The organism is Pseudomonas asgharzadehiana (genome assembly GCF_019139815.1).
GTDB classification, from domain to species: domain Bacteria; phylum Pseudomonadota; class Gammaproteobacteria; order Pseudomonadales; family Pseudomonadaceae; genus Aquipseudomonas; species Aquipseudomonas asgharzadehiana.
This window is the reverse complement of the sequence record NZ_CP077079.1, coordinates 2,538,417-2,550,819: the sequence shown is the minus strand read 5'-3', so window position 1 is coordinate 2,550,819 and position 12,403 is coordinate 2,538,417. Positions and strand designations below refer to the sequence as shown.

12 protein-coding genes are annotated in these 12,403 nt (G+C 62.3%); 2 read left to right on the top strand and 10 right to left on the bottom strand.

Features of this window, described 5'->3' with window-relative positions; all coding sequences use genetic code 11:
- Window positions 1-106: 106 nt before the first annotated feature.
- Both KSS96_RS11800 and KSS96_RS11795 read left to right on the top strand, forming a co-directional pair.
- Window positions 107-1,861: a sigma-54-dependent Fis family transcriptional regulator gene (locus KSS96_RS11800; protein WP_217856333.1), complete on the top strand. Its 1,755-nt coding sequence runs from the start codon at window positions 107-109 to the stop codon at window positions 1,859-1,861.
- Between the two features lie 119 nt (window positions 1,862-1,980).
- Window positions 1,981-2,592 (top strand): TetR/AcrR family transcriptional regulator, encoded by a 612-nt coding sequence (locus KSS96_RS11795; protein WP_017528267.1) that lies wholly within the window; start codon window positions 1,981-1,983, stop codon window positions 2,590-2,592.
- A gap of 204 nt (window positions 2,593-2,796) precedes the next feature.
- Here the strand turns inward: KSS96_RS11795 and KSS96_RS11790 are convergent, their stop codons facing one another.
- From KSS96_RS11790 to iacA, 10 genes are all read right to left on the bottom strand, one after another.
- Entirely contained in the window at window positions 2,797-3,900 is a 1,104-nt protein-coding gene (locus KSS96_RS11790) for a polyamine ABC transporter substrate-binding protein (RefSeq protein WP_017528266.1), read from the bottom strand.
- A gap of 40 nt (window positions 3,901-3,940) precedes the next feature.
- On the bottom strand, window positions 3,941-5,278 hold the full coding sequence (locus KSS96_RS11785; protein WP_017528265.1) for an alginate export family protein: 1,338 nt from the start codon (window positions 5,276-5,278) through the stop codon (window positions 3,941-3,943).
- Window positions 5,279-5,394: 116 nt separating this feature from the next.
- Window positions 5,395-6,657 (bottom strand): serine hydrolase domain-containing protein, encoded by a 1,263-nt coding sequence (locus KSS96_RS11780; protein WP_065878574.1) that lies wholly within the window; start codon window positions 6,655-6,657, stop codon window positions 5,395-5,397.
- 123 nt (window positions 6,658-6,780) lie between these two features.
- Window positions 6,781-7,278 carry a flavin reductase gene (locus KSS96_RS11775; RefSeq protein ID WP_017528263.1) on the bottom strand — a complete coding sequence of 166 codons (498 nt, stop codon included), beginning with the start codon at window positions 7,276-7,278 and terminating at the stop codon, window positions 6,781-6,783.
- 11 nt (window positions 7,279-7,289) lie between these two features.
- A complete protein-coding gene (locus KSS96_RS11770) occupies window positions 7,290-8,249 on the bottom strand; it encodes a PDR/VanB family oxidoreductase (protein ID WP_017528262.1) in 960 nt (319 codons plus the stop codon).
- Between the two features lie 50 nt (window positions 8,250-8,299).
- The gene (locus tag KSS96_RS11765) at window positions 8,300-9,040 is read right to left on the bottom strand and encodes an SDR family NAD(P)-dependent oxidoreductase (protein ID WP_017528261.1); all 741 of its coding nucleotides are present in this window, start codon (window positions 9,038-9,040) and stop codon (window positions 8,300-8,302) included.
- 11 nt (window positions 9,041-9,051) lie between these two features.
- Window positions 9,052-9,528 carry an aromatic-ring-hydroxylating dioxygenase subunit beta gene (locus KSS96_RS11760; RefSeq protein WP_017528260.1) on the bottom strand — a complete coding sequence of 159 codons (477 nt, stop codon included), beginning with the start codon at window positions 9,526-9,528 and terminating at the stop codon, window positions 9,052-9,054.
- 15 nt (window positions 9,529-9,543) lie between these two features.
- Window positions 9,544-10,818, bottom strand: a complete 1,275-nt coding sequence (locus KSS96_RS11755) for an aromatic ring-hydroxylating oxygenase subunit alpha (RefSeq protein WP_017528259.1) — start codon at window positions 10,816-10,818, stop codon at window positions 9,544-9,546.
- Window positions 10,819-10,837: 19 nt separating this feature from the next.
- Window positions 10,838-11,200, bottom strand: a complete 363-nt coding sequence (locus KSS96_RS11750; RefSeq protein ID WP_017528258.1) for a hypothetical protein — start codon at window positions 11,198-11,200, stop codon at window positions 10,838-10,840.
- 17 nt (window positions 11,201-11,217) lie between these two features.
- Window positions 11,218-12,390: an indole-3-acetate monooxygenase gene (gene iacA / locus KSS96_RS11745; protein WP_065878576.1), complete on the bottom strand. Its 1,173-nt coding sequence runs from the start codon at window positions 12,388-12,390 to the stop codon at window positions 11,218-11,220.
- Window positions 12,391-12,403 lie beyond the last annotated feature (13 nt).

The window sequence follows — 12,403 nt, the reverse complement described above, 5'->3', positions numbered from 1 at the left end:
GCCGAGAAAAACCGCAGCCTTGCCACTTGTTCAATTGATAAGGTTATGTTTAATAACTATCTCAGCGGTTACTCATATCGATCATTCGCTTTGCAGGGGCATAACAATGACTAATCCCCACGGCGCTGTGCCTGAACATCCGACGGCCACTGCGCCCTATCATCCGCGTGGCGACAGCCGCCAACTCAGCGACAACAGTTCGCCGACGCCGGCGGAACTGACCGACTGCCTGTTTTTTTCGCCCGAAGACGGACGCATCTGGCTCAACGACCAACGCATGCTGCTGCTGCACAGTTCCGCCTTCGGCACCCTGCGCGGGGAGGTCATCGAAAGACTCGGGCTGGAGCAGGCGCGCGGCCTGTTCACACGCACCGGTTACGCCTCGGGCTTGCGCGATGCGCGCCTGATCCGTGAACGCTGGCCCCAGGCCGATGCCGCTGCGGTGTTTCGCGCCGGCACGCACCTGCATACCCTGGAAGGCATGACCAAGGTAGAGCCGCTGCACTTCAAATTCGACGCTGACTCGGGGTTCTATGAAGGCGAGTTTCTGTGGCACCACTCGTGCGAGGCCGACGAACATGTCAGCGCCTATGGCATCGGCCAGGACCCGGTGTGCTGGACGGAAACAGGCTATGCCATCGGTTTCGTCAGCGGCCTCTTCGGGCAAATGGTGATTTTTCGCGAAGTGCAATGCCGTGGCATGGGCCACAGCAGTTGCCGGGTGATCGGCAAGACGGCCGAACAATGGGGCGACGTGGAACAGGACCTGCGCTACCTGAATGTATCCCAACCCATCACCAGCCCCGCCGTTACCACGCCCACCCCACCGCTCAATGAGGGCAGCAGGCTTGATGCGCCCCCACCGCTGATTGGCGCCAGCGCCGCCTTCAACGCCGCGACCCAAGCCCTGCAACGTGTCGCGCTGACCCCGGCGACGGTACTGATCAGCGGTGAGTCCGGCGTGGGCAAGGAGATGTTTGCGCGCCAGTTGCACCAACTCAGCGCCCGCCGCGACAACCCATTCGTGGCCCTCAATTGCGCGGCCATCCCCGACAACCTGATCGAGGCCGAGCTCTTCGGTGTGGAGCGCGGCGCGTATACCGGCGCCACGCATTCGCGTCCCGGGCGTTTCGAGCGCGCCCAGGGCGGTACGTTGTTCCTGGATGAAATCACCAGCCTCAGCCTGGCCGGGCAAAGCAAACTGCTGCGGGCCTTGCAGGAACGCGAGATCGAACGCGTCGGCGGCGTGCGCGGCATCAAGGTAGACGTGCGGGTGGTGGCCGCCACCAATATTGATCTGCGTAAAGCGGTGGCGGACGGCACGTTTCGCGAAGACCTGTTCTACCGGTTGAATGTCTACCCCATCGCCCTGCCGCCACTGCGCGAACGCCGGGATGACATCCCCCTGTTGATTAATGCGTTCCTCACACGGTTCTGCCAGGAATATGCACGCACGCACGCAGGCTTGACCATGCGCGCCCTGAAAGTCCTGCTGCGCTACGACTTCGCGGGCAATGTGCGCGAACTGCAAAACCTGATCGAGCGCGGCTTGATCGCCAGCGATGAGGGCCAAGCCATCGACTTGGTGCACCTGTTTCGCAACGAAGCCCTGCCCGCCGCTGCGTACAGCCTGGACGATCACGGCAGCCTGTCGAACAGCGGCCCGGTTGCGTGCCCCGCACTGCTGGACACCCTTGGCCAACTGGACCAGGGGTTTTCCATCGAAGGCCTTGAATCTCGCCTGATCAACGAAGCCCTGCAACGCAACGCCGGCAACCTGGCCGCCGCCGCCCGGCTGGTGGGGCTGAGCCGCGCCCAATTTGCCTACCGCTTGAAGAAACATCAGCGCCAAACCCGCTGAGTTTGCGCAGGCAAGCGCGCTGCCCGACAATCAGTGCTTTAAAAGCTTTACCCATTTAAGTATTTTGCTGGGGTAACGGGCGACCAGCGCCCTCTTTTTCCTCGTGACAAGGACCTCCCGTGAGCGGACTGCGTGAACGTCAGAAAGCCGAACGACGGCAAGCCATCAGCCAGGCAGCCATCGAACTGTTCGAGCGCCAGGGTTTCCAGAACACCACCATCGAACAGATCGCCAGCCAGGCCGGCGTGTCGCCGCCCACGGTGTTCAAGTACTTCGGCAACAAGCAGGAAATCATCCTCGAAATCCTGCACAACGCCGACCAGCGCGCCATCAGCGACACCCGCAGCCTGATCCAGGACATCCAGGACCCGGTCGATGCGATGTGCCATTTGGAGCGGCTGTTGACCGGTTACGCCTTGGAGGTCATGCACCCCAGCCTCTGGCGCGAACTGCTGCCGCTGATCCTGTTCGGTGGCAGCAATGAATTGCCCGCAGGCTATAGGGCCATGAACGATGCGCTCAGGGCCGAAATCAGCCAATTGCTCCGGGAACTGCAGCAAGCCGGCAAACTGCGCCCGCAACTGGATGTGGAACTGGCCGCGTTCCTGTTGAACGACTACTCACACCTGCAACTGTTCAGGCTGGTCAACCAGGAACAGCCGGATATCGAGGCGCACTCCTTGCAGGTCAGGCGCATCACCGAGTTGCTGTTTTATGGCATGCAGGCCTGATACCGGTAGCGGTAGGTCAGTGACCCATGTACTGACTGACCCATTGCTATCGGGAGCAAGCCCCCCTCCCACATTTAACTTGTGCTGTTTCTGGGGGCTCAGCGGTGCAGGTACGCCATAAGCCACCTGCTCGGCCGTCCCTGACCACCACAGCCCCCCCTCCTACATGGATGAATCCGCGACCCACCCCGTCAGCCGCGCTGCTCAGCGGTTGGTCTTGATGGCGGTCCAGGTACGGTTGCGGATGCGCTCCACCGCGGAGGGCACCGGCTCCAGGGCGAACAGGGTCTTGCGGGCCTCTTGCGGCACGTACATGTTGGGATTGTTGCGAATGCCGGCATCCACCAACGCGGTGGCGTCCTTGTTCGGGTTGGGGTAGCCGATCTGGTTGCTGATGCGCGCAATCACGTCCGGGCGCAGGATGTAATTGATGAACACGTGGGCCTCGGCAGTGTCGGGCGCATTGGCCGGGATCATCATCACGTCCGACCACATCGGCGCGCCTTCCTTGGGCAGCGCCATCGCGACCTTGACGCCCTTGCCGGCGGCATCGGCCAAGCGCGTGGCCAGGGCCACACCGCCGGACCAGCCCACGCCGATACAGATATCGCCATTGGCCAGGTCCATGCCGTAGCGCGACGAGTTGAAGTAGGTCACGTAGGGCCGGATCTTCATCATCAAGGCCTGGGCCTGGGGGTAGTCCTCACGTTTCTGGCTGTTGGGGTCCAGGCCTTTGTAGTGCAGGGCAATCGGCAGGATTTCATTACCGGCATCGAGAAAGCCCACGCCGCAACTGGCGAGCTTGGCGAGGTTTTCTTCCTTGAAAATGATGTCCCAGCTGTTCATCTGCACGTCCGGCCCCAACGCCTTGCGCACTTTGTCGACGTTGTAGCCGATCAGCGTGGTGCCCCACAGGTAGGGCGCGGCATAACGATTGCCGGTGTCGCCCACCACCTCCAGGGATTGCATGAACTGCGGGTCCAGATGCTGCCAGTTCGGCAACTGCCGGCGGTCCAGCGGTTGCACGGCACCGGCCTTGATCAAGTGCCCCAGGTTGGCGGTGCCGGGGAACACCACGTCATATCCCGAGTTGCCCGTCAGCAGCTTGGACTCCATGGTTTCGGCACTGTCGAACACGTCATAAATCGGGCGAATACCGGTTTCTTCCTGGAAGCTCTTGAGTACGTCAGGCGGCAGGTATTCGATCCAGTTGTAGATGCGCACGGTTCGTTCTTCGGCCAGGCAAAAACCGCTGATCAACAGCGAAGCAAGCGTGCCCAGCAAGGTGTTACGCAAAAAACCATTCATGATGAAAACACTCCAGCGCGGCCGCGATGGCTCGCAGCACTTAATAGCGATAGGTGAAATACAGCTCCAACGCACTGAACTTCTGGTCGTTGCCGAATACCTGCCTGGCAGCGGCCAGTGGCTTGACCCAGTTATACGACAGCGACGTATAGAACGACGGCGTGGGCGTCCAGTCGAGGAATATCACGCTCTCGTCGGCAAAGCGCCGGTCACTGACCGCCGCGCCCATGTAGTTTTTTTCATCCAGCCAGAACTGGTAGTGAATCGCGCCGAGGGTCAGGGTTTCGTTGAGGTGGGTCTTGAGCGAGAACTGCTGGACATTTTCGTTGCTGTTGAACAGCAAGTAGTTGCCGACCACGTCACCGACCAGCCACGTGCTCCAATCGACGAAGCCTTTGCTCAGCGGGTCCCAGGCTTTCTGGCGGTTATCGGCCAGGTTGTCGTCACCGGAAAAACTCGCGTAGCGATAGCCGATCACCGGCGTCAGCGGCAACGTGTTGAAGGCATAGTCGGCCTGGCCGTACCAGGCGTTGGCAGCGTAATCGACACCCTCGCCGCTGCCGCGCTCAAGGGCGTATTCGGCATTCAACGTCAATGCCTGAACACCGGGCACCTTGGCATTGAGCGCCCGCAGGTTGTACACCTGCATCCCGTCGCGACGACGCGGCAGCGTGCTGCCTTTGGGCCCCAGGGCGTTGACCTTCATGGCCATGGCGCCCAGCGTAACCTGGTCAGCGAGGTTGTAATCGAGGTTGACGCCGGTCATGCGGAAATCGCCCAGGTCATCATCGGTGCGCAAGGTGAACACCTGCGACTTCAGCGCGCCGTGGTTCCAGGCCAGGATCGCCGAATCCTCGAAGGCCGTGCGCGGGCCCAGCCAGTAGGCGGCGTCCTTGAACTGGTCGAGGTTGCCATCCATGACGATGAACCCCGTACCGATCATGTAGTTCTGGCGCCCGGCGGTGAAGGTCCATTCGCCGGCGCGCACGCCTGCATAGAGTTCTTCGGCGGCGACCTTGCCGTCGGAGCTGCGGGTGAAGCCGCCTGCATCGCCGTCGCCGAAGGTGGTGGCCGCCACCAGGGAACCGCCGGCCAGCAGGCTGAAATCGGGTTGCAACGCATACTCGAGCTTCACCCCCGGCTTTACGTAGAACTCTTGCCAGTTGATCCGGGTGCCGCCATTTTTGCCGTTGCGCCCATCGACACGGCCACTGCCGAAGTTGACGCCACGGGTAGACAACGTCGCGCCGCCCGCCGTGAGATTGACTTCACCCTTGAGGTTACCGTCCTCAAAGGTGTAGCCCGCCCACGCGACATGGGTGGTCAAGGGTAAGCCGAACGCTAAGAGCGCTCGAGAGAAACGCTGGGTGAAAACCATAAGAAGCTCCTGTGGAATTATTGTTGTTACAGGGCAGTCAATGGCGACGCAGCGCGCCGCCAACACCTGGCCAAGCCAGGTGAATAGAACGCAAGACTCTTATTGTTTGGCGTGTATCAGTGGCTCAGGTGGGCGGCGATGCTGCGCAGCATGCGCACGCTGTCGCCATCGAACGGGCTGACCGCCTCGGTCAGCGAGGATTGCTTGACGATCACCACGCCGGACGGTTTGTCGATGAACAGGTATTGGCCGTGGATCCCACCGGCCATCAAGGCCTGGCTGTGGTCGTTGAATACGTACCACTGGCTTCGATAGGACGCACCCGGCGTCCAGCGGGAGAACTCGGTATTTTGCGCGTAGATCGCCGGATCGGCCCCGGCGGCGATACGTGCCACGGTGTGTGGCGAGAGCAGCTCAACCCCTTCATGACGCCCGTCATTGGCCAGCAGACGGCCGAAACGCGCCATGTCTCTCAAGGTCGCGCTGAACCCCGCCCCGGCGACATTGCGCCCCCACGGGTCGGCCATGAAATAGCCGTCGCGCTCGCAACCCAGGCGCTCCCAGATCTGTTCCAGCATCTGGCTGCACGCCTGGCCCGAAGCGCGCTCCATGACCCAGGCCAAGGCCTCGGTGGTCGCGGTCACGTAATGGAAAAAGCCCCCATGAGCGCCGCGCTTTTGCAACGACGGCAGGTACTGATACAAGGACTCGTACCGCGTGTATTGCGCCGGTGCCGGTTGGAAGCCGCAGGCATAGCCGTATTGCGAGCTCTCTGAAGCGGGATCGTCATACACCTCGCTGTAGTCGATGCCCACCGCCATATCAAACAGCTGACGCACCGTGGCATCGCCAAACGCGCTGCCCGCCAATTCAGGCACGTAGTACGCGGCAGGCAAGTGGGGCTTGAGCGCGCCCTGGGTGACCAGTTGCTCACCCAGGGTACCGATCAGCGACTTGGTCACCGAGAACATGATGTGCCGGTCACCTGCGCGCTGGCCATTGAAGTAACGCTCGAACAACACCGTGTCGCCCTGCATCACCAAGAAAGCGTCGGTCTGGCTGGCCAGCAAATGATCGATGACACGGATGCTCAACCCGCATTCACTGTCGAAGTACAACGCATCCAGTGCCGTGGGCGCGTCCTTGAGTGGACCGGCAGGCGCCGCGCCGGCCTGCACATCAATGGTGGGGCGCAGGCGCGCCAGGTTGCGAAACCCCCATTGGCTGTAGGGCGAGCGCATCCAGTTGCCCCACGTTACCCGCTGATTCGGCTCTGCCGGGAAGCCCTGCATCAGTAATGGTGCCAAGCGAGGCTCGGCTAAGGATTGCGCAGCCTGGGCATACAGGCTGGCGAGTGACGGCGTGATTTTCTGACCCATGGCATAACCCTGGAAATGACTCTGCGTTTGAGCAGATGCGCCGCAATCATTAACCAGGCATTATTCTTTAGTCAATAAAATATTTTACCGACACTCACAACTTTCAGCCTTCGAACAATGCCGTCAGCAGGCCTTCGACGCGTGGCCCAGACGGTGGTAGGCACGGTTGAAATACACCAGCCCCTCGTCGGCGCCGCTCTGGCGAATGGTCTGGATCTGGCAGTAAAAAATACTGTGAGACCCCACCTCGTGTACCTGCACGATACGGCAGTCGAAATTCACCAGCGCTTGGAGCATCACCGGCGCGCCGCTTTCCAGCGTGGTCCACTCGGTGACGGCAAACCGTTCATCCATTGTCAGCGTGCGGTCGGCAAACGCGCCGGACAGGTGCTGATGATCACCACACAAGGTGTTCACGCACACCGAACCGTTACGCTTGAAATGCTCGTTGGAATGCGAGGAACGGTTCATGCACACCAACAGCGTGGGCGGTGAATCGGTCACGCTGCACACCGCCGAGGCGGTAAAGCCGAACCGACCCGCCACGCCGTCGGTGGTGATCACCGACACGGCACCGCCCAGCATGGCCATTGCATTGCGAAAGCTGCCTACGTCTACCATGGTCGTTCCCCTTAGATATCCAGCACGAGTTTTTTGGATTTGGCGCGTGAACAGCACACTAGAATTTGATCATTCCCGGCCTTCTCCTCGTCCGTGAGGTACACGTCCCGATGGTCCGGCTCGCCTTCAAGCACATCGCACAGGCAGGTACCGCACACGCCCTGCTCGCAGGAAATCTCGATCTTGATGCCGACCTGCGCCAGCGCGGCGAGAATGCTCTGCCCTTGCGCCACCTGTACGGTCTTGCCACTGCGGGCGGCCACCACTTCGAAACTGCCGCCCGAGCTGTCCACGTCCACCTGGAAATACTCCCTGTGGATGTGCGCCTCGGTGTAGCCCCGGTCGCGCGCGCCCTGGATCACCCAGTCCATGAAACCGGCGGGGCCGCAGGTGTACAGGTGCACGCCGGCCTCGCCACGGCCCAGCACCTTGGCCAGGTCGAGCTTCTGTTCGGCGCCTTCATCATCGAAGTGAGTGAACACCTGCGCAGCAAACGGCGCGCCGGCCAACTCTGCGAGAAAGGCACTGCGGCCGCGCTCACGCCCGCAGTAATGCAGTTCGAATGACTTGCCGGCCGCGTGCAGGGCGTAGGCCATGGCGATCATCGGCGTGATGCCTATGCCGCCGCCCAGCAGCAGCGAACGCCGCGCCTGCGCCGCCAGCGGGAACAGGTTGCGCGGTGTGCTGATCTGCACTTCGCGGCCTTCGAACAGGGTGTCGTGCACCCCCACCGAACCGCCGCGCGAGGCCGGGTCTTTGAGCACGCCCAGGCGATACAGGCTCGGGTCGGCGGGGTCGCTGCACAGCGAATACTGGCGCACCAGCCCCGGGCCGATATGGATGTCGACATGCGCACCGGCATCGAACAGCGGCAGCGGCGCGCCGTCACGACGGGTCAGGTCCAGGACGACAACGCCGTCCCCTTGCAGCTCGCGCTTGCGCACGACTACGTCCAACAGTTGTTCAGTCATGGCCGTTATTCCATGGAGTTCGCAAAGGCCGCCGTGGCGGCCGTTATCAGTCAGCGCATGAACAGGCCGCCATTCACGTCCCAGGTGGCCCCGGTGGTGAAATAGGCTTCGGGCCGTGCCAACTGCACAATCAGGTCACCCAGAAAATCCGCATCGCCAAGACGCTGCACCGGAATATTGGCCAGCAGGCCCGGCAGGCGTTCGGGCGGGATCGCCGCGCGCACCGCCGCCGACTCGATCGGCCCCGGAGCGATCGCGTTCACGGTCACCCCGCGCGCGGCAAATTCCTTGGCGAAGATCTTGGTCAACGTGACGATGCCGCCCTTGCTCGCGGCGTAATGCGCGCCGGTCGCGGTACCGCCGTTCTGCCCGGCCAGGGACGCCATGTTGATGATGCGTCCGTAGCCGGCCTCGGCCATGTACGCGCCCAACACCTGGCAGCCGAGGAACACGCTGCGCAGGTTCAGGCCCACCACGGCGTCGAACTCCTCGGGGCTGATCTGCAGCAACGGCGTGGTCTTGGTCACCGCGGCGTTATTGACCACCACGTGCAGCGTGCCGAAGCGCACCAGCACCTGGTCCAGGGCCGCTTCGAAATCGGCCTTGCTGCCGGCGTCCAGTTGCAACGCAAGCGTGCGCTCTGCGCCGGGGTCCAACTGCCTGGCGCAGGCTTGTGCGGCCTCAAGGTTGAGATCGCTGATTACCACCGAGTACCCGGCCCGCAGCAGGCTGGCACAGAAATGCTGCCCCAGGCCCTGCCCCGCGCCCGTCACCAACGCAATCTGGTTCATATCGGCGCGCCTCAGAGGATGTAGCCGATACCGGCGAGGGCATCGTCACTGTTAATCAGGCTGACCACCTTGCGGTGGATCTTGAAACCGCTGTCGCTGCGGATCAGGTCGTAGGTCAGGTCGGCGCTGTAGAACTTCAGGCTTTCCTTGCGAAACTCGCGCACGTTCTGCGCACAGCGCACGCTGACCTGGTTGCCGTCGTCGGCCAGCACGCGGAACCGCGATTGCAGGCGCACCGTGCGCGGTTGCGGGCTGGTGGAGATCGACTCGCCGCCGGTCAGGCGCTGCACCCGCAGCTCACGCATGGCGTGGTCGTCGTAGGCGTAGTTAAGGCTGTTCTCGAAGTCGGTTTCCTTCGGGTTGATCGGAATGATGTAGGTGCCCTTTTCGGTCCACATCTTCAACCAGCCGTCGTATTCACCGTGGTCGAGCATGTCGCCTTCCTGCCAGATGAAAGCGGTGACTTCTTGCAGTAATTGCAGGTTCATAAGGTTCTCCACAGGTCAGGCCGACATCATCTTCTTCCACTGCTGGTACCCGGCGCGCATGCCGGTCTCGGCACTCACGTCGGACACTCGCCCGTCCTCACTGGCCTGCTCGCCGGGCAGGCCGCGATTGAGCATGATCCACAGGTCTTCACCGGCGCCGGCGCCTTTTTGAACCCGTTCCCAGGCTTCGGAGTCGTCGGGAGTGCCGAAGCCCATCGGGCCCTGGAAGTGCTCGTGCAGGCGCAGGCGGTAACGGTTGGCCACGGCCGGGCCGCCGTCCATGGTGATCACCGCGTGGTGGATTTCGGTCTCGGTCACCGAGATCGGTTGCAGTACACGAAAGAACGCCATCGAACAGGCGACGTTGGGAAACAGGTTGAGGTTGAAGCCAGTACCACCGACCGCACGCACGATCCGGCGGACTTGTTGCTCGTCGATGCCTTCGTCGCGCAGCTCGGCCGCCAGCCCTTCGAAACGCTCGGGGATCGGTTTGTCCAGGTCGGCCTCGAGGTCGATCAGGTCGGGAATCATCACCATCACGCTGTGGCCGTTGCCCAGGTCTTCGACGTAGCCGGGGCCTTTGACGAAGTCGAACAGCGCCATGGTCTGTTCGTCCACCGATGACAAAAAGCTCTTGTGCACCAGCGGGAAGTGGTAGGCGTCGGTGGTGTTTTCCAGTTGGATCTTCCAGTTGCCGGGGAAGCGGAAGCGGTGTTCGCCCGGCACCTTGATGCCGTAGCCGGCGCCCTGTTTCATGAACAGGTCCATCCATTTTTTCGCCGCGCCAAGATAGTCTTCCAGCGGCTCGATATCGTCCTTGAACGTGGCGAAAATCATGCCGGCATAGCTTTCGGTGCGCAGGCTGACCAGCGGCAGCTCGGCCTTGTCGATGCAGTCGCCGTAGCTTTCCGGGTGCGGAACGCCGCGCAGCGATCCATCCAGTGCGTAGCCCCAACCGTGGTAGGGGCAGACGAAGCTGTTGGTCTTGCCCTTCTTGTGTTCGCACACCGTGGCGCCACGGTGGCGACAGCGATTGAGCAGCACGTGTACGTCTTTCTTGCGATCACGCACCACAATCACCGGCTGCTTGCCGACGTAGGTGGTCTTGTAGCTGCCGTTGTCGGGTATCTCGCTGTCGTGGGCGACCCAGATCCAGGTGCTGTAGAAAATCTTCTCAAGCTCGGCGTCGAACAGTTGCGCGTCGGTGTACATCGAGGTGTGGACGCGGTCGGCCTGCACCAGGTCGGCGGGGTCTACGGCGAGGTTTACAGCGGGAATCAACTTGCTCATGGAAGTGTCCTCGTCGGCATCAAGTACGCTGGATGATCAGCTCGCGCCCAACCCGGGCTTCAACCTTGGTGTAGCGCCACAGCTTGTAAGGGCCATCGCCCACCGGCGTGCTGCGAAACAGGTTGCACGCGGCATGCACGGTCTCGATGTCCGGCACGTCGGCCAGCAGGTAGGTGGTCCAGGGGAAGCCATCGGACGGCCCGACCATGCTCTGGTCGTCATCCATGTTGCCCAGCACCTTGACCCCGGCGAGGTCGTGGATACCGTTCCACATGGCGCTGAACGCTGCCCACACCTGCAATTGCTCATCGCGCGGGGCGTCGAAAAAGTTCTGGTTGATGCCCATGCAGAACAGCACGCGCAAGGTCTTTTTATCGCTCATTTTTTTGTTCTCGATGGTTAGAGGTAGCCAGGCAGAGGCTGTTTGCCGAAGAACATGGCTCCGGCGTTCTGATAGGTGATGTCGCCCATGAAGGCGTGCTGGGTGACCACTTGGGCATCGTTGACGCAGCGCGCCAGCGGGCTGTCGTTGTACACACCGCTCATGCCCGAGAGCATTTGCGCGGTACGCGCCACGTCAGCGGCGACGCGGGTGGCATGGGTCGACGACAGCCGCAACAGGTTGGTCGCGGCCACGGGGACCGCGTCGCCGGCCAGCACGTAGTCCCAGGCGCGGTCGATGGATTCGTAGAAAAACGCACGCGCGGCGCGCAGTTCGGCTTCGGCGCGGGCAATGTCGACCTGGGCCAGTGGCCGATCGGCAATCGCCGGGGCGCCGGTGACCGACACGCGACCGCTGGCCATGTCCGCCAGCGCATCGAGTGCCGCACGCGCCACACCCAGGCCGACCACCGAGAGCACCTGGGTGGCGAATGACAGCGATGGGTAGCGGAAAAACGCCTCGTCCAGATTCGGCAGGCCACCGCGCACGAACGTCCATTGCTCGTCGACCCGCACGTTGTCGGCGACCAGATCATGGCTGCCGGTGCCGAGCAGGCCGACGGTGTCCCAGGTCTGCTCGACGCGAATCGCGCTGCGCGGCATCACCGCAATGCGCGGTAGGCCGAAGGTATCGCCACTTTTCGGGGCGATGCCGACACCGACGATGTCCGCGCCCAGGGAGCCGCTGGAGTACTTCCAACGGCCATTGACCACAAAGCCGCCCGCGACCGTTTCAGCCGGTTGCGGCGGGAAGATGCCGCCGGCGAACACCACGTCAGGGCCGTCGGCATACACCTGGGCAATGCTGGCGGGCGGCAGTGCCGCGAGGTAGACCGGGCTCATGCCGAAACTGGCGACCCAGCCAGCAGATCCATCAGCCTGGGCAATACGCTCGATCAGTTGGCAGAACTCGGCCGGCGAACACTCCAGGCCACCAAAGCGCTTGGGCACCAGCGCCCGGTAGACACCGTGATGCTTGAAGGCTTCGATCACATCCGGCGAGATATGGCGCTGGCGGTCGAATTCACCGGTACGGGCCCGTTCACGCACATCGACGAGCAACGCTTCGAAAGCGGGGCCACTGGCAAGCGGACTCACCGCACCCACCGCTGGTTTTTTTAGCGAATGCATACATTTACTCCGT

Excerpts from the sequence above, each read along its gene's own strand:
- KSS96_RS11800 (WP_217856333.1), top strand. The coding sequence starts at position 107 with ATGACTAATCCCCACGGCGCTGTGCCTGAACATCCGACGGCCACTGCG.
- KSS96_RS11790 (WP_017528266.1), bottom strand. The coding sequence starts at position 3,900 with ATGAATGGTTTTTTGCGTAACACCTTGCTGGGCACGCTTGCTTCGCTG.
- KSS96_RS11785 (WP_017528265.1), bottom strand. The coding sequence starts at position 5,278 with ATGGTTTTCACCCAGCGTTTCTCTCGAGCGCTCTTAGCGTTCGGCTTA.
- KSS96_RS11780 (WP_065878574.1), bottom strand. The coding sequence starts at position 6,657 with ATGGGTCAGAAAATCACGCCGTCACTCGCCAGCCTGTATGCCCAGGCT.
- KSS96_RS11775 (WP_017528263.1), bottom strand. The coding sequence starts at position 7,278 with ATGGTAGACGTAGGCAGCTTTCGCAATGCAATGGCCATGCTGGGCGGT.
- KSS96_RS11770 (WP_017528262.1), bottom strand. The coding sequence starts at position 8,249 with ATGACTGAACAACTGTTGGACGTAGTCGTGCGCAAGCGCGAGCTGCAA.
- KSS96_RS11765 (WP_017528261.1), bottom strand. The coding sequence starts at position 9,040 with ATGAACCAGATTGCGTTGGTGACGGGCGCGGGGCAGGGCCTGGGGCAG.
- KSS96_RS11760 (WP_017528260.1), bottom strand. The coding sequence starts at position 9,528 with ATGAACCTGCAATTACTGCAAGAAGTCACCGCTTTCATCTGGCAGGAA.
- KSS96_RS11755 (WP_017528259.1), bottom strand. The coding sequence starts at position 10,818 with ATGAGCAAGTTGATTCCCGCTGTAAACCTCGCCGTAGACCCCGCCGAC.
- KSS96_RS11750 (WP_017528258.1), bottom strand. The coding sequence starts at position 11,200 with ATGAGCGATAAAAAGACCTTGCGCGTGCTGTTCTGCATGGGCATCAAC.
- iacA (WP_065878576.1), bottom strand. The coding sequence starts at position 12,390 with ATGCATTCGCTAAAAAAACCAGCGGTGGGTGCGGTGAGTCCGCTTGCC.